Here is a 15,864-nt window from a genome sequence, read left to right as displayed (position 1 = left end):
GTCCCGGCCCGCGGCGCCTGGCACCCACTCCCCCCGTGGCCCTTCGGGCACGGGAGGCCCCCCACGCTGCGACGTCGGAGTCATCCGAGCAGGTCCGGTACGAGGATGATCCTCCGCCATGCGATCTCACGGTCGGGATGTAGCCGTGGCGGGCGGCGGTGCGGTGTTGTCGTGGGTGCCCGTTGCAACGGCCGCCGGGGCAACCCGGTTACGGTCGCGCTGGGCCCGTTCACGGACGGGTGGTGAACCGACCGTCGGGCGCCTTCCGCGGGCCGGCCGCGATCGCTCAGCCTGACCGGTTTACCCCGAAGCGGCTCCAGCCTGCTCCGCACACTGGTGTCCACCCCCAGCACCTCGCCGACCTCCCGGCCATGACCGGTCCAGCAGCCTGCCGCACGGCAGCGAGGATTCGCTGATCGTCCGGCGGAAGCATGGTCTCCCCTACGCCCGGCTCGCGGTGCGGGATCAGCATCACCGCCCGGCCGCCCAACTGCCCCGGCGACGGCCCGACCGAGGCGCGCTCGTTGGCGAGCTGCCGGCTCACCGGCTCGAGGACACGTTCGGCGACGGCGAGTTCGTCCCGCTCGGCGCACACCTTCGCCGGCTGCTCGGCCAGCTGTTCTTCGAGTTCGTCCGGTCCGCCCGCGGTGATCCGTTCCAGTTCGCCTTCACCTCTGCGGCCTTCACCCCTGCGGCCTCCGGCCCCGGGAGTGCCGGCATCCGGTCGGATGTCGTCAGCCACGAGCGGAAGCCGAACAGCGGCGCGGTCTCTGCTTCCGACGTTGTGGTGCGGGAAGGTGGGCCGGCGTCGACGGCCTCACGTCGAGCGAGACCGTTGGCGCAAGCATGCGGTAGGACAGGGCGGCGGCACGCACGTCATGGATCCACCTGGAGAGTGCGGGGCCCTATGCAGACGGGGCAGCGAGACGGTATCCGACCCCGCGGACCACCTCGATGAGGGTAGACGTCCGCAGTTTGGAACGCAGGGACGCCACATGCACCTCGAGGGTGCGCTCCGCGCCCTCCCAACGGCTCTCCCACACCTCGCTGATGATCTGCTCCCTCCGGAAGACGACGCCGGGCCGCTGTGCCAGCAACGCCAGGAGGTCGAATTCCTTGCGGGTCAGATGCACCGCCGTACCGGCCACACTCACCCGGCGGGATGTCAGCTCGATTCGTACGGTGCCGAAGCGCAGATCACTCCCATGCGGCACCTCACCGTCACTCGATGGGGCGGTCCTCCGACTGACGGCGTGGATACGTGCGATGAGTTCCCTGGTGTTGTACGGCTTCACGACGTAGTCGTCGGCTCCACGGTTGAGGCCGTGTATCCGGGACCCGATGTCGGAGCGTGCCGTGACCATGATCACCGGAGTGCTGGTCCATCTTCGGATTCTGCCGCACACCTCGTAGCCGTCCTGGTCGGGCAAACCCAGGTCGAGCAGGATGACGTCGAAGGGGGCGACATCGTTCGTCAGCAGTGTCTGCATGGCCGCTTTGCCGCTACCGGCGTGGACCACCTCGAATCCGTGATGGGTGAGGATCGCGGACACCGCGGCAGCGACATGGTGGTCGTCCTCGACGAGTAGAAGTCTCATCCCGGCTCCCTGGCATTTGTCAGTCGTTCGGCGATGCAGTGGGGCGAATTCACTCCGACTTCGCATGCCGCGTCAAGACGTCATCCGCATCGCGGACACTTTCGACTGACTGACCAACAGTTCCGTTCTGACCTACCGAAGGGTAGTTCTTGGGCCCGGCCGGGTTGATGCCGATGGATCGGCTGACGATCCTCAAATGCCGCTCAGGTCCGTGGTGTCATCCGCGCGGCGTCACCACAGATCGACGGTCGTGTGCGACTCGTCGCGGTCAGGGGTAGCGCTGAAGCGGCGGAGGGGTCCCGTACGAGGACCCCGACCGGCCCAGGGTCGCGAGAAAGGCCTCCTCGATGTCTCCGTTGTCGCGATGGACTTCGAGTGCATCGTTGACTGCGTCTCTCAGGGCCCGGTCACCCTTCTTCATGCCGATCCCGTAGGGCTCCTTCGTGAACGGCGCACCCACGACCCGTATCTTCAGCAGATGCTGAGCGGCGTAACCCATGAGAATCGCATCGTCAGTAGTGACCGCATCGACCTTCTCGTCGAGCAGTTGACGCACACACTCGGGGTAACTCTGAAGTTCGACCGCTATGGCACCATAGTTCGGCTTCCTGATCTCCTGCAGGGGAGTGGACCCGCTCACCGAGCAGACTTTCTTGCCCTTGAGAGCCTGGGGGCCATCGATCTGCATCTCGGTCATCCGGACCAGCAGATCCGCGCCTGCCAAGTGGTACGGACCCGCGAAGTCCACCTTCTTCATGCGTTCTGCGTTCATGGTGTACGTGCCGACGTAGAGGTCGACGTCGCCTCGGGCGATGGCCTCTTCGCGGGAGTCGGAGCGGACCGTCCTGAACTCGATCTGGTCGGCAGAGAAACCAAGGTCGGCCGCCACCATCCTGGCCACCTCGATATCGAAGCCGGACCGATCTCCGTTCGCATCCACAGAGGCGAGGAATGGCTGGTCGTCCTTGGAGCCGATAACGATCTTGCCCTCCCTCTTGGCGCGTTTGAACACGGGAGAGTCAACCATCACTTCCGGAGTGACCGGATATGCGGGCAGCCCCGACGCTCGGCCGCCGGTGTCGTCATCGGAACCACACGAAGAGGTAGTCGGCAAGATGCAAAGAATTCCCACAGCAACTGATTTGCGATACCGCATGCGTAAACCCTTCGACCGATTGCTGGACGGGAACGTGGCAACCGAGACCGCCTCATCGGCGCTCCCGGTACCGGCTGTGGCACGGCGCTCGCAGGGGCAGTACCCGCACCGCCCCTCTTCGGATCCCGCTGGGCCATGCGGCACCGGCCGGCTGCTCCCTTCGACTCGTTGATGCGGCCTCATGTGCGCAGCACACTCGCTTGGTCAGGGAATCGGTGTCCCTGCACCCCCGCGGTGGTAGCCGCACGATACTGACGTGAGGCACAGCACATCGCACATCTGAGGAAAATTTGAGGATCTCGTCCGTTGCGTTGGCACCGCTGATCGTTGGGCACTTTCCGCGCGGCGCGGATCGGGCGCCTCAGGTCATGCGGGTGGGCGGCTCATGCGGGTGGGCGGCCGCAACGCACGGGACTTCCGTGCTGTTGAAGGAGGTTCGCGGTCTCAACCCGTCGGCAGAACGGCCCGGCTGGTGCCCTGTCGCACCACGACCACGCTCGCCCTGCGGCATGACCTGGCCGAACGGGTCACGATGCCCGCCGTCACTCCGGGAGGGTGCGCTGGGGCGGAGACTTCCGCCGTACAGCGTGCGCCGGTCGCGCGGAGGCAACTGCGCACCGCGGTGCCCGCTGTCCGCCGCACCGGGCTGTCCGGACGCCCGCCCCGGTCGGGTGGCGGGCGGACCCGGACGGGTACCGCGTGTGGAGGTCGCCCTGGGGAGCCCTGATCGGGCTCGGTGCCGTGCCGCCGTCACGCTTCGCCGGGCAGTGGTTGTTCGGCCCAGATGACCTTGCCCTCGGTGGTGTAACGGGTTCCCCAGCGCTCCGCGAACTGGGCCACCAGGAACAGCCCGCGGCCGCCCTCGTCCATGGTCGCCGCGTGACGCAGGTGCGGTGCGGTGCTGCTGGAGTCGGCCACCTCGCAGATCAGCGTGCGGTCCCGAACGAGCCGCATTCTGATGGGCCCGGCGGTGTAGCGGATGGCGTTGGTGATGAGCTCGCTGAGGATCAGCTCGGTGGTGAAGACCAGGTCGTCCAATCCCCACGCCCCCAGTTTCTCCGTCACGGCCTCCCGCATCTCGGAGACGGCCGAGGGATCTCCGGGTACGTCCCAGTCGGCGACCCGTTCCCTGTCCAGCACTCTGGTGCGGGCGACGAGCAGGGCTATGTCGTCGCTCGGGCGGTCGGGAAGCAGCGCGTCCAGTACCGCACCGCAGGTCCCCTCCGGGGTGGGCGGGGCGGCGGCCAGCGCGTCGCGCAGCATCCTCAGCCCCTCGTCGATGTCCCGTTCGCGGTTCTCGATGAGGCCGTCGGTGAACAGCACCAGCCGGCTGCCCTCGGGCAGCAGCCGCTCCGCGGTCTCGAAGGGCAGCCCTCCGAGCCCGAGCGGTGGTGCCGCGGGCAGCTCGGGAAAATCGATGCTGCCGTCAGGGTGGACGAGGGCGGGCTCGAGGTGCCCGGCTCGTGCCATCACACATCCCCGGGAGATGGGGTCGTAGATCATGTAGAGGCAGGTGGCACCCGTGATCGCCGGTCGCCCGCTGCTGCCGGACTCCTCGTGGTCGATCCGGGTGACCAGCTCGTCCAGATGCCACAGCAGCTCGTCCGGTGACAGGTCGAGGGTGGCGAAGTTGTGGACCGCGGTGCGCAGCCGGCCCATCGTCGCCGCCGCGTGCAGACCGTGTCCGACGACATCGCCGACGATCATGGCGACCCGGGCGCCCGAGAGCTGGATGACGTCGAACCAGTCACCGCCGACGCCGCCCATGCCCGCGTGGGCGGGCAGATAGCGGTGGGCGACCTCGACGGCCGAGTGTCCGGGCAGCACGCTGGGCAGCAGACTGCGCTGGAGCGTGACGGCCATGGTGTGCTCGCGCGTGTAGCGCCTGGCGTTGTCGATGGCCAGTGCGGCGCGGGCGACGAGCTCCTCGGCGAGGGTCACGTCTCCGTCCTCGAACGGCTTGGGCTTCCCGGACCTCCAGAACGTGGCCACGCCGAGGACCTCTCCCCTGGCCTGGAGCGGGACGCTGATCATGGAATGCAGTCCGTAGTGCACCATCTTGCGGGCTCGCGCCGGATCCTGCTCCTGCCAGCCCGCGAAGGTCGTCATGTCGGCCTCGAGGATCGCCCGGCCGCTGCGGAAGCCCGTGGCCTGGGGAGTGGCGGGAACGAAGTCGATCAAGGAGTCCAGCGGGTAGATCGGGGGATTGCTCCGGACGCCGGAGACGGCGATGCGGCGCATCGGATAACCGTCCGCACCGGCGCTGACCGGCTCCTCGCCGCGCAGGACCTGGTCCAGCAGGTCCACTGTCGCGAAGTCGGCGAACCGCGGGACCGCGAAGTCCGTCAGCTCCTCGGCGGTCCGTACCACGTCGAGGGTGCTGCCGATCCTCAGGCCTGCGTCGTAGAGGAGCCGGAGACGCGAGTGCGCGACGTCGGCCCTTCCGGTGACTTCCCGCAGCTCGGTGGTGTCGCGAAGCGTCGCCACGCTGCCGGGCGTCCCGCCGTTCCGGCTCGTCGAGCGCTGGTTGACCGCCAGCATCCGGTCGCCGGCCAGGTGCACCTCGTCGGTGGCCGTCCGCCCCGACTCCAGCAGTTCGTCCATGCTGAGGGTGATGCCGAGGTCGGACACCGGCCGCCCCTCGGCGTCCGGGGGCAGGCCGAGCAGCCGGCGCGCCTCGTCGTTGGCGAGCACCAGCCGGCGGTTGCCGTCGACGACGATCACCCCTTCGCGCACGGCGTGCAGAACGGCGTCGTGGTGGTCGTACATCCGGGACAGCTCGGTCGGTCCCAGGCCGTGCGTCTGCCGCCGCAGCCGCCTGCTGATCAGGGCCGTGCCGCCGGTGGCGAGGATGAGGGCGGATCCGGCCGCGCCGAGCACCACGGGCAGCTGCTGGTTCGCCGTGCCGCTGACGTTCTCGACGGTGACCCCGGAGGTGACGGTACCGATGACGGTGCCGTCGGTGTCGACGACCGGGACGATCGCCTGCACCAGGGGCCCGATGGTGCCGGTGATCCACTCGACGACCACGGCCCCGTCGAGAGCGGGCTGGATGTTGCCGACGAAGCGGTTGCCGATGCGGTCGGGAAGGGGATGGGTGTAGCGGATCGCGTCCGTGTTCGTCACGACGACGAAGTCGACACCGGTGGCCTTGCGCACGGCCTCCGCGCGCGGCTGCAGCAACTCGGTCGGATCGGGGCTCTTCAGGGCCTGTCGAGTGCCGGGCGACTGCGCAAACGTTTCAGCAACGGCCAGGGACCTGTCACGTGCCGCCGCTTCCGCATCGCTCCGTGACTGCAGCAACAACGCCACGACGGCCGCGACGACGAGCAGCACCACGACGGCCACCTGCAGAACGAACACCTGGCTGGCTACGGTGCGCATACGTGGAGTGCCGAACAGCCGCCCACGGGAGGCGCTGCCCGACAAACGCTCCGACCGGTCGCGATGACCGGACATGTCTTCGCCAGCCACTCCCTCATTCTCCACCGAGGTCACTCCCGGAAGCGAGACGCGCGGGAAGTCGGGACCGGAGCACGGCCGGTCACGGCCGCTGCCGGGGCCCTGGGGACCCGCTGGGCTGCCGAACCGGGCCTTCCCTCTGCACCGCCGTGTCCCCGGCCGATACCGACCACGCGCTCCAAGGCGGCGGCACGGCCCGGCTCGGCGGCACACCGCTGACCCGGCGCAAGAGCATCCACCACGCCATCGACATCTCGGCCACCCACCGTGCCGCGATCCGCACCGGCCCGCCCGACGCCACCGTCGTGGTCGACCACTTCCACGTCGTCCGGATCGCCGACAGGATGCGCTCCACGGTGAGGTGCCGCACCACCGCCGGGATCCGCGGCCGCGTGGACGCGCCAGTGACCCGGAATGGAGGGCGAGGCGGCGCCTGCTGCGCAACCGCGAGGACCTCACCGACGAGCGGTTCGCGAAGACGTGGAACCCGCTGCCGGCCGAGGGGAGGTCTCGCCGCCCGCGCCGCCTTCGGGTTCCTCAACGCAGACAGCCAAGACCCACGCGCACCCTGCGTCACCATCCGCCGAGGGCGCGGACGCCTCCGTAGCGCCCAACTCCGAAGACCCGGTTAGCAGGGCCCGGGCTCACCGCGAGTTGTCCAGCGCCCCCTCGTTTGCTTCGTCATGTGCCGGTGCCGTCCGAGGATCTCGGTTTGCCGGGGACCGTCACGCGGAGCGACGCCCAGGACACCGCAAAGAGCCCCGCGACCACCAGCGACGACCGTGTTCCCATGGCGGCGGTGATCAGCGCGCCGATCGCGGCACCCACGCCGAAAGACAAGATGACTGACGCGTACAAGACCGCGAGACGCAGGTCGGACCGGCTCCGGGTACGGCGTGCGGTCAGCGCCGCGCCGGTGACCCTGGTCAGGTTCCCGGTCATGGCGACCGTGAGGAAGGTGGCTGGTCTGACCATCTGGAAGAAGACGACCTGGAGTGCGACGACGAATCCGACGGATGTGGTGATCGCGGTTTGTGGAATGGCCCCGGGCGCCATTCCGATCACGGCCAGCACCGCGGTTTCGAGGGCGAGGGCGTACAGCAGCGGAGAGCGGGTGGCTCGATCGCCCTTTGTCGAGGCGCCACGGAAGGACTCGGCCACCACGACGCCTGCGACGAACGCCATCATGGGCCACAGGTGCGCAAGGGATCCGTGGTATTGAGGCTGGGCCAGGTCGACGCAGAACAGGACCAGATTCCCCGTCTGCGCTCCCGCGAACACGCCACCGTGGGCCATGTACAGATAGGCGTCCACATAGCCATTGGCCACAATGACCAGCGAGCTGATCGTGACAGGGACTGTGGCGTCTTCACCCATCCAGGCGCTCCGGGGCAGCGGTTGGACAATGAGGGGGCGATCGGTGTCCCTATGTGGAGCGGGAGCACCAGCATACGGACGGTACGGGGCACGACGCCGTTGCGTGAAACGGCTGCACGGACCGGTTCCTCGGCCCGTCCGGCCGTTTCGGCGGGTACGACGGTGTGCTGGACGGTGTAGCGGCTGAGGATGTTGATGATCGCCCAGGCGTGGAACCAGAAGCCCTTGGCCGGGCCGGGCAGCCGGGTGATGTGCCAGGTATCGCCTGCGGGGCCCGCCCGCGACCGGTTCGTGGATCGTCCTGGGCGGGTGGGGTGGCCCGGCGGCGGACGGGATCCGGTACGTCGTTCGGCCCTGGGCACGCTCGCCACAGTACGGTTCGGGTCGTGGCTGAACCGGGGCAGACGATCCGGCTCAAGTTCAAGCCGGCTCTCCCCGGTGTGGTCGCGGTGCCGATCCATCACGGCCCGTCGCCTCAGCCCCTCGGAACGGCCGGCAGCGTCCTCACGGAACCGGAGCCGGGCAGCCATGCTCCAACGCCACGGACGTCGGCCGCCGGCTCACCGCACGACGCCAGGACCGGCTCCGGCTCGCCGACGGACAGCGAAGGACAGCTCGCCGGACCATCGAGCGCCCGCGTGCCGCCGCTCCGGCCTCACCACCGAGCAACACGAACCTCCCTCCCCGGCCGGCATCGCCTGGGCCCGACACAGGCAGCGGAGCGGCCGGTGAACCGGACAGCACGGGCCCCGCGGGACGACGGACGCTCGGGCACCGCCCGTTGCCGGCCCTGGAACACCGTTGCTCAGCGCCCGGCGGAACCGCCGAGGCGCTTGATCCTCTCGAACGGGTAGGCCCCCACGCTCACCACGACCAGGCCGTAGAACGCGAAGGCCACGAGTCCCCAGGTGGAGACCGACTTGCCACCCCCGCTCAGGATGACGCTGCCGATCGGCACCAGCGCGGCAAAGCTCAGCGCGGCGGCCCCGGTGCACCAGAACGCCACCAAGCCGTCAGCCCTTCTCCGCAGGGCCGGATCGGACTTCACCACTGCCGGGACCTCGTACCCGTCTGCCCTGTCGCAGACCCTGCCGCGATAGCCGACACCGGCCGCCAGCAGACTGACCACGCCCAGCAGGAGAAAACAACCGAAGGTGAAGATGTAGGCCATGCCCACCCCATTCGTCGCGGCCTGGGCGCTGTCCCGCAATCCCTGGGGGACAGCCCTTGGCGGATGTACTTGATGATGAAGGCGATCGTCATGTTGACGGCCTGTCCTTGGCCCAGCCCGGCAGGAACGTCCGGACGACACCGCCGATCTCACCGCCCAGGCAGCCGATGACGGCGTTCCGGACGCAGGTCTTCTCGCTGGACGCCTTGCCCGCCGCGATGTCGCTGAGCACCGACGTCGGAATACCGGGAAGCGCCCCTTTCGCACTCCATGCGGCAAGCACCGACGGGGGCCGCGGCGACGCCCCGCCCGCAGGCCGTGGACGTCGTCCAGTACGAGACCCAGCCCGTGGCATGACGCCGATCGAGGGCACCAACGGCGACGTTACCGAGTACGGCGCCTCCTCCGGGCGTCGCGACGGGGCGAACCCTGCCTGATGCGGCACTGGCCAGGACTGGGATCCTTCGAGGATCGCGGTCAGTTCCTACATTGGGTAATCCGGTCGCGCAGCCAGGACTCGACGCCGCTGAGGGCCGTCCTGGCCATGGCCGTGGGGTGGCCCGTGAAGCCGTGGGGTGACTCGGGGTAGATCCGGAGTTCGACGTCATTGCCGGCCGCTGACAACCGACCTGCCAGCGCCAGGTTGTCTTCCAGCAACACGTCTGCGCTTCCGACGATCAGCAGCGTGGGGGGAAGCCCGCCAAGAACGCCGTAGGCGGGAGAGATGTCGGGAACAGTGCGGTCTTCCACATGACCGATGTACGCCTGGATGAAGTATTCTTCCGCGATGCGGCGACCGGCCGGGGTTCGTGCGCTCAAGTCGTAGGTGCCGAACTGAAGTGCAGCGCTGGTGAATCGGCCAACGGCACCTTTGTCTCTCAGCCTGAGCAGGGTCGCCAGGGCGAGTGTGGCTCCCGCGGAGCTCCCGCCGATCGCAAGCCGGGACGTACCGAAGCGGGTATCGGCTTCTTCGACGAGCCAGAGCGCCGCTGCTTCACAGTCGTCGGGTGCCGCCGGCCAGGGGTGCTCAGGGGCCAGCCGGTAGTCGACGCTGACAACGGCGAGGTGCAGGGCGTCTGCGAGGTCGCGGTTGCGTCTGTCTCCTCGCGCTGCGGAGTCCATGTAGAAGCCGCCGCCGTGTATGTCCAGGTAGACGCCCTGCGGAGGACCGTCGAGGGGAGTGAAGATCCTGACAGGGACGCGCGCTCCCGCGGCTTCGATCGTCTCTTCGACGGCAGGCGGATCGGCGGCAGGAGGAGCAGACCTCTTCGCTCGGGCCTCCTTCAGCTCCCCCGGTGTGCTGGGGCCACGGCCTGCCGGCCTTGACTTGTAGAAGTCACGAGCTTCATCGACCTGCTCCGCGGGCACGTCAGCGAGCAGTGCGTCCAGCGCGAATCGCACGCGCCCTCCTCATCACTTGGTCTCAACTCCACGCTATCGAGGAAGTGTGCGGACTGACGCCGCTGGGGTGGCGTCAAGCTGTCGTCGAAGGGTGGTGATGTCATCGTGCCGGGCTGCGACGGGACAGGGCCGTGGCCTGGAACTCCTTCAGAGTGTCTGGTGCCGCGATGTAGGCGCGGTGTTCGTCGTTTGTCGGACCAGGTGACCCGCCGCAGTCTCCGGTCGACGAAGCCGGGGAACAGCCGCGATCAACGCCGCCCGGTTCCGTCGCGCTCGCCTCGCGGGCCAGACCGACCACCACCACCACCAGCGTGCCGCAAGGCCGCAGCAGCTCACGGGATGGCATCGACGCCGATGACGTCCGTACGGCGTCAGTGAGCCGGGGGACCAGAGGCGTATCGGTGTAGGCCGCGGGCATCCAGGCGTTCGGGCTCGACGAACAGCACGCCGCGCTTCGATGGCCCAGCGAGCAGGCGGTTGGCCGGAGGTTCCGTGAACCTTTCCGGCCGGGATGCCGACTGTCTGTGTGACGGATGATGTGGGACGAGGAGGCGCGGTGAGCGGTGACGTGCGCGACGGGCTGCTCGTGGTCCGCTGCCAGCTCGGGGAGCGGGAGGCGTTCCGCGAACTGGTGGGCGTCTGGCATGCCCCGCTGCGTCGCTATCTGCAAGGCATGGCCGGGTCGCCCCACCTCGCGGACGATCTTGCTCAGGAGGTGTGGATCGCAGTGGTGCGCGGCCTGCCGCGTCTGCGGCAGCCGGAGCGGTTCACCCCGTGGCTGTTCACCATCGCCCGGCGCACCGTCACCGACCACCTGCGCCAGGCGTACAGGGCTCCGGCGACACCCCTGGAGGAGGCGGCCGCCGTCGTCGCCGAAGGGGACGAGCTCAGTGGCGTCCTGACCACCATGCAGATCGAAGCCGGTCTCTCCGAACTGCCGCCCCCGGAGCGAGAGGTGCTGATCCTGTTCCACCTGGAGGATCTGCCGCTGGCCGCCTGCGCGGAGGTGCTCGGCGTGGCGCCCGGCACGGTCAAGAGCCGACTGCACCGCGCACGGCGCATGCTGCGGACCATCCTTGCCGAGAGGGGATACGAGGCATGAGCGAGCAGAAGCCCACAGCCCAGGGGGACGTACCCGAGCAGCTGGAGCGCGCACTGGCCGCGGAGGTGTCGCTGCGCTCCCGGATGCGCCACGTGGCGGTGGGGCTGGCGGGAGGGGGCGGGGCGGCACTGGTCGCCGTGCTGTGGGCGACCGAGCCGGATCCGCTTCCCGCCCGCACTCAGCTGGCCTTCGCCGGGCTAATCGTCATCGGGCTGGCCTGGACCGGCTTCGCCGGATGGGTGCTCAGCAGGCGGCGACCGCTGTTCGCCCGGGACCGGGTGCTGGGCGCGCGCCTCGCACTCGGGGCGACCGCGGTGACGGCCGTCGCCGGTACGGTGCTGGCCGCCGTCCGCGGTACTGCCGCCGACGTGCTGGCCACCGCCGTGGGCGGGGTCGTCCTCACCGCCGCCGCAGTACTCGTCCTGGTACGGGCACGGTCGCGCCGCCGCGAGCTGCTGCGACTGCGGGATGCCCTCCGACGAGGCGCATCCTGAAGCACATCCGGTCCGAGATCACCCACCTATCCAGGAGATGGACATGAACAACAGACTCGCTCCGATCGGCCCGCTGGCCCTCGCTCTGCGCCTCCGCGGCGCGAGCAGGCGCACCGCCATCTTGATCACGGCGCTGGCCTGCACAGGTCTGCTGATCGGGATCGGCCTGCTCCTGATGTGAGCCTGCGGCCACATCGGCCTTCCCACCACCCCGGTTCCCCCGTGTCAGGTCGGGCCCGCCGGCTGTCGAGGCCGTCCGTGCACAACACGCTGTCCGACGTCGCGGACACCGTCCGGAGCCTGATCTGCGGAGGCCGGTGGCCCACTCATGTGGACGACGCCGGGCCGGGCCTCCGCCATCACGGTGGTCACGGCTCCGCTCGTGGCGGCCCGGTTCCGTGGGAAGCACCGATCGCACCGCGGCTCAGAGCAGGGCGGCGGCCTCCTCGAGACCCAGACCGCCGCCCTCGACGCGCGCCGCCTCGAACGCCGTGTCCCCGAGCACGGCGCGTGCGGACTCCTCCGCCAGCCGTCGGTTCTCCCGCTCGAAGGAACTGAGGAAGTGGCCGGGCGGCAGCAGTCCCTCGTGCGCGCCGACGAGCCGGGCCGCGCGCAGCGCCCGGTCCTCGCCGCCGAGCCCGATCAGCGCCCGCGCCGCGGTGAGCAGCTGGGAGGCCGAGAGCTGCGGGCTGACCATCATGGACAGTGGGGTGCAGCCGAGCTGCAGCGCGCGACGGCAGCGGGCCAGAGCGGCCTCGAACTCGCCGTCGAGTACGTCCACACAGCCCAGGACACCGTGGGCCAGCCCCTCGAACACGGCGAGCGTCTCGGTGCGGAAGTCGTCCAGCAGCGCCGTGAGATGGCTGCGTGCCTCGGCGGTGCGACCGGTCCTGGCCAGCCGGAGCGCCAGGATCAGGCGGGCGGCGATCACACCCTCGTAACCGCTCTCGGGACCCGCGGCGAGCACCTCGCGCAGGATCTTCTCGGCTTCGGCGCCGCGGCCCGTCTCGTCGAGCACGGCCGCGAGCCGCGCCCGCAGCAGCGAGACCTGGCTCTGCGCACCGAGGACGGCCGCGCGGTCGATTGCCCGGCGGAAGTCCTCCGCTGCCTCCTCGTAGGCCCCGCTGCGCTCATGGGCCTCGCCGCGCGCGGACAGCGCCTCGGCCGCACCCCAGGCGTCGCCGAGCCGTTCGAAGATCTTCAGACTGCGGTCTGCGTCGCGGCGTGCGTCGCCCGCCCACAGGGTGCGGTTGGCCAACGCGTTGGCCCGCACCTGGAGCGCCGCCGCCAACTCCCAGTCGCAGCCCGCCTCCTCCGCGGTGCGGACGGTCGTGTCGAGGACCTCCAGCACGCGTTCGCCGTCACCGGCGATGAGGACGGCGAAGAACCACAGTGAGGCGGGGAAGCGGCATGCCTGCGGCAGACCGGGGTGGTAGGCCTCGGTCACGCGGTCCAGCCAGCGTCGGCGCTCCGGGGTCATCCACTCCTCGATCGCATGGTCCATGTTGACCATCCGCACCAGCCGGACCTGTCGGCGCGCCTCCGTCAGCAACTCCCCCCGCAGCGGCGGAGGGGTGTCCGTGCAGCGCTCCGTCAGCGGCGGGGCGGGGACGACGGGATGCGCGAACGGGTCGGGCCCCAGGGCGGAGACGGCGTCCGTCCAGTGGCGGGCTTCGCCGCGCAGATCTCTCAGCTGCCAGTACCAGGCGAGTGAGAGCACCAGGCTGAGCCCCTCGTGCTCGTCGCGCGCGGCGACCGCGTGCCGCAGCGCGGTCCGCAGGTTCTCGTGTTCCAGCTGCAGCCGGGCGAGCGCGGCACGCTGCCCGGCCCCGCGCAGCCGGGGCTCGAGGTTCCGGGCCAGCTCCCGGTAGTGCACCAGATGCCGGCGCTCGGCGGCTTTCCGCTCCGCGGCCTCGTCGAGCCGCTCTCCCGCGTACTCGGCGACGGTCTCCAGCAGCCGGTACCGCATCCCGCCGTCCGCACCTGGCACGGCGACGACCAGCGACTTGTCCACCAGCGCCCCCAGAAGAGTGGCGGCATCCGGTTCCGCGGGACGTTCGCGGGTACGGTCGGCCGGGTCGGCGCAGACCGATTCGGCCGCGGTGAGGTCGCACTCGCCGGCGAAGACCGAGAGGCGGCGCAGGACGGCGCGTTCGGGGAGGTCGAGGAGGTCCCAGGACCAGTCGACGACCGCGCGGAGGGTCTGCTGGCGCGGCAGCACGGTCCGCGCGCCGGTGTTGAGCAGACGGAACCGGTCGTCGAGGCGGTCGGCGATCTGGGGCGCGGTGAGCATCCGCAGCCGCGCGGCCGCGAGTTCGACGGCGAGCGGAAGCCCGTCGAGACGGCGGCAGATCTCGGCGCACGCCGACGCGGTCGCCTCGTCCGCGTCGATGCGGAAGTCGGGACGCGCGGCCGCGCCGCGGTCGGCGAGCAGGCGCAGTGCCACCGGGATGGGCAGCGGCCCCACGGGCCGCACCAACTCCCCCGGCACGCCGAGTGGTTCCCGGCTGGTCGCCAGAACCGTGAGCCCGGGGCAGCGCTCCAGCAGCCGCTCGGCGAGTGCGGCCGCAGCCTCCACGACGTGCTCGCAGTTGTCCAGAAGCAGCAGCATGCGCCGCCGCGCGCAGTACTCGACGAGCCTCACGAAGGCGTCGCCGCTCTGCCGCTCGCCGCCTGCCCGGAGCTCCTCCGCGCCTGCACCCCGCAGTACGGTCTCGCGTCCTCCGAGGGCGCTGAGCACCGTCTCCGGGACGGACTCCGGGTCCTCCACGGGTGCGAGTTCGGCGAGCCAGACGCCGTCGGGCCAGGGCCGGTCGGGGTCCGCCGCGGCCCGCTCGGCCGCCTCTTGCGACAGCCGCGTCTTACCGGAGCCGCCCGCTCCCACGAGCGTGACGAGCCGGGCCCCGGCCAGATCCTCACGGATGGCCCGGAGATCGGGCTCGCGCCCCACGAAGCTGTTGAGCCTGGCGCGCAGGTTCCCGGGCGGCGGAGTGCCGGGCGAGGCATCGGCCGCAGGGGAGGCCGCCGGGGAAGCGCCGCCCGTCTCGTACGGGTACGGGCGCAGCAGCTCCTTGTGCAGCGCGCGCAGGCCGGGCCCGGGGTCGGTGCCCAAGCGGTCGGCGAGTACACGGCGGACCTCCTCGTACGCGGCGAGCGCCTGCGCGGTGCGGCCGGTGTCCCGCAGCGCCGCGATCCGCAGCTCGTGGAGGCGCTCGTCGAGCGGATGCGCGGCACACGACTCCGCCAGCTCCGCGAGAGCCTCCTCCGCCCTGCCGCCGATCGCGAGCACTGCGGCCAGCCGGGTGCGTTGGGCATCGAGCCGTCGCGTCTCCCAGCGGGCGGCCTCCGCGAGCCGCCCCGGCAGGTCCGCCAGTACCGGGCCGCGCCACAGCGCCAGTGCCTCGTCGAGGAGCGCCGCCGCGCTGAGGGCGTCGCCGTCGGCCATGGCCCGCGTCCCCTCCCCCGCGAGCCGGTCGAACCTGTGCAGATCGACCTCGTCGCGCCGCGCGCGCAGCTGGTACCCGCGGCCGTCTGCCGTAGCCACTGCGGCCGGCCCCAGGGCCCTGCGGAGCCGTCCGACCAGCGCCTGCACCGCGCCGACCGCGTCTGCGGGCGGGTCGCCGTCCCAGATGTCGCCGATCAGGACGCCCACCGGGACCGTGCGCCCGGTCCGCAGCGCCAGCGCCGTCAGCAGGGCCCGCAGCCGGGCGCCGCCGAGCGCGACGGGCGTACCGTCGTCGTGGAATGCCCGAGTCGGGCCGAGTACGCGGTATTGCACCCGGCCATTGTGTCCGCCGACCGGCCGTGGGCGCGCGCGGGTACCCCGATGCGCCCCGGTACGGGTGGTCGCGGTGTGCGGCACGGCCGGTACGGTCGCAGATCGGCCGGACCGCGCTCTTCCCGAATCTGGTTGCGGTTCCACGGTGCCGCCCGGGTGGGAGGGCACGGCGGCCTCTCCCCCGACAAGCGCGGCACGTTCCTCACCGCCGAGGGCACCGGCGTTCGCCCGGCTCGCTCCGGCGCGACGTGCGGCAGGTCGTCGCCGCCGCCACGGCGCTCGCCCGTACGGGGTGGAGCCGGAGGGCCTCGGCAGTCCCTTCGTG

At 70.6% G+C, this 15,864-nt stretch carries 13 protein-coding genes; 4 read left to right on the top strand and 9 right to left on the bottom strand.

What is annotated here, in order from left to right:
* Window positions 1-286 precede the first annotated feature (286 nt).
* The 4 genes from FEF34_RS41685 to FEF34_RS37160 all read right to left on the bottom strand — a co-directional run bounded on the left by FEF34_RS41685 (window position 287) and on the right by FEF34_RS37160 (window position 6,138).
* Window positions 287-742, bottom strand: coding sequence for a hypothetical protein (locus FEF34_RS41685; RefSeq protein ID WP_234042928.1), 456 nt, complete (start codon window positions 740-742; stop codon window positions 287-289).
* A 163-nt stretch (window positions 743-905) separates the two neighbouring features.
* On the bottom strand, window positions 906-1,598 hold the full coding sequence (locus tag FEF34_RS37170; RefSeq protein WP_138057087.1) for a response regulator transcription factor: 693 nt from the start codon (window positions 1,596-1,598) through the stop codon (window positions 906-908).
* A 268-nt stretch (window positions 1,599-1,866) separates the two neighbouring features.
* The gene (locus tag FEF34_RS37165) at window positions 1,867-2,754 is read right to left on the bottom strand and encodes a glutamate ABC transporter substrate-binding protein (RefSeq protein ID WP_138057086.1); all 888 of its coding nucleotides are present in this window, start codon (window positions 2,752-2,754) and stop codon (window positions 1,867-1,869) included.
* A 750-nt stretch (window positions 2,755-3,504) separates the two neighbouring features.
* Window positions 3,505-6,138, bottom strand: coding sequence for a SpoIIE family protein phosphatase (locus tag FEF34_RS37160; protein ID WP_234042915.1), 2,634 nt, complete (start codon window positions 6,136-6,138; stop codon window positions 3,505-3,507).
* Between FEF34_RS37160 and FEF34_RS44400 the strand changes: the two genes are divergently transcribed.
* Window positions 6,021-6,848 (top strand): transposase, encoded by an 828-nt coding sequence (locus FEF34_RS44400; protein WP_138057961.1) that lies wholly within the window; start codon window positions 6,021-6,023, stop codon window positions 6,846-6,848. The genes FEF34_RS37160 and FEF34_RS44400 overlap by 118 nt on opposite strands.
* 49 nt (window positions 6,849-6,897) lie before the next feature.
* On the opposite strand, the gene FEF34_RS37150 is transcribed toward FEF34_RS44400, so the two are convergent.
* The 4 genes from FEF34_RS37150 to FEF34_RS37130 all read right to left on the bottom strand — a co-directional run bounded on the left by FEF34_RS37150 (window position 6,898) and on the right by FEF34_RS37130 (window position 10,165).
* Window positions 6,898-7,593, bottom strand: a complete 696-nt coding sequence (locus tag FEF34_RS37150) for a YoaK family protein (protein WP_138057085.1) — start codon at window positions 7,591-7,593, stop codon at window positions 6,898-6,900.
* Between the two features lie 805 nt (window positions 7,594-8,398).
* The gene (locus FEF34_RS37145; RefSeq protein ID WP_138057084.1) at window positions 8,399-8,764 is read right to left on the bottom strand and encodes a hypothetical protein; all 366 of its coding nucleotides are present in this window, start codon (window positions 8,762-8,764) and stop codon (window positions 8,399-8,401) included.
* Window positions 8,765-8,852: 88 nt separating this feature from the next.
* A complete protein-coding gene (locus FEF34_RS37140) occupies window positions 8,853-8,996 on the bottom strand; it encodes a hypothetical protein (protein ID WP_234043303.1) in 144 nt (47 codons plus the stop codon).
* A 245-nt stretch (window positions 8,997-9,241) separates the two neighbouring features.
* Window positions 9,242-10,165 (bottom strand): alpha/beta hydrolase, encoded by a 924-nt coding sequence (locus FEF34_RS37130; protein WP_138057083.1) that lies wholly within the window; start codon window positions 10,163-10,165, stop codon window positions 9,242-9,244.
* Between the two features lie 556 nt (window positions 10,166-10,721).
* Between FEF34_RS37130 and FEF34_RS37125 the strand changes: the two genes are divergently transcribed.
* Genes FEF34_RS37125 through FEF34_RS41675 form a run of 3 tightly spaced genes read left to right on the top strand, consistent with a single transcriptional unit; the run spans window position 10,722 to window position 11,942 of the window.
* Window positions 10,722-11,267, top strand: coding sequence for an RNA polymerase sigma factor (locus FEF34_RS37125; RefSeq protein WP_234042908.1), 546 nt, complete (start codon window positions 10,722-10,724; stop codon window positions 11,265-11,267).
* The gene (locus FEF34_RS37120) at window positions 11,264-11,761 is read left to right on the top strand and encodes a transmembrane transport protein (RefSeq protein ID WP_138057081.1); all 498 of its coding nucleotides are present in this window, start codon (window positions 11,264-11,266) and stop codon (window positions 11,759-11,761) included. Before FEF34_RS37125 ends, FEF34_RS37120 begins: the two co-directional genes overlap by 4 nt.
* 43 nt (window positions 11,762-11,804) lie before the next feature.
* Complete coding sequence (locus tag FEF34_RS41675; protein ID WP_171053241.1) at window positions 11,805-11,942, top strand: hypothetical protein; 138 nt, start codon at window positions 11,805-11,807, stop codon at window positions 11,940-11,942.
* Window positions 11,943-12,185: 243 nt separating this feature from the next.
* On the opposite strand, the gene FEF34_RS37115 is transcribed toward FEF34_RS41675, so the two are convergent.
* Window positions 12,186-15,539 (bottom strand): AfsR/SARP family transcriptional regulator, encoded by a 3,354-nt coding sequence (locus FEF34_RS37115; RefSeq protein ID WP_138057080.1) that lies wholly within the window; start codon window positions 15,537-15,539, stop codon window positions 12,186-12,188.
* Window positions 15,540-15,864 lie beyond the last annotated feature (325 nt).

The organism is Streptomyces marianii (assembly GCF_005795905.1).
GTDB lineage: Bacteria > Actinomycetota > Actinomycetes > Streptomycetales > Streptomycetaceae > Streptomyces > Streptomyces marianii.
This window is presented reverse-complemented; position numbering and strand designations above follow the sequence as displayed.

Coding starts and splice junctions, on each gene's coding strand:
- FEF34_RS37170 (WP_138057087.1), bottom strand. CDS start 1,598: ATGAGACTTCTACTCGTCGAGGACGACCACCATGTCGCTGCCGCGGTG.
- FEF34_RS37165 (WP_138057086.1), bottom strand. CDS start 2,754: ATGCGGTATCGCAAATCAGTTGCTGTGGGAATTCTTTGCATCTTGCCG.
- FEF34_RS37160 (WP_234042915.1), bottom strand. CDS start 6,138: ATGCGCACCGTAGCCAGCCAGGTGTTCGTTCTGCAGGTGGCCGTCGTG.
- FEF34_RS37150 (WP_138057085.1), bottom strand. CDS start 7,593: ATGGGTGAAGACGCCACAGTCCCTGTCACGATCAGCTCGCTGGTCATT.
- FEF34_RS37145 (WP_138057084.1), bottom strand. CDS start 8,764: ATGGCCTACATCTTCACCTTCGGTTGTTTTCTCCTGCTGGGCGTGGTC.
- FEF34_RS37120 (WP_138057081.1), top strand. CDS start 11,264: ATGAGCGAGCAGAAGCCCACAGCCCAGGGGGACGTACCCGAGCAGCTG.
- FEF34_RS41675 (WP_171053241.1), top strand. CDS start 11,805: ATGAACAACAGACTCGCTCCGATCGGCCCGCTGGCCCTCGCTCTGCGC.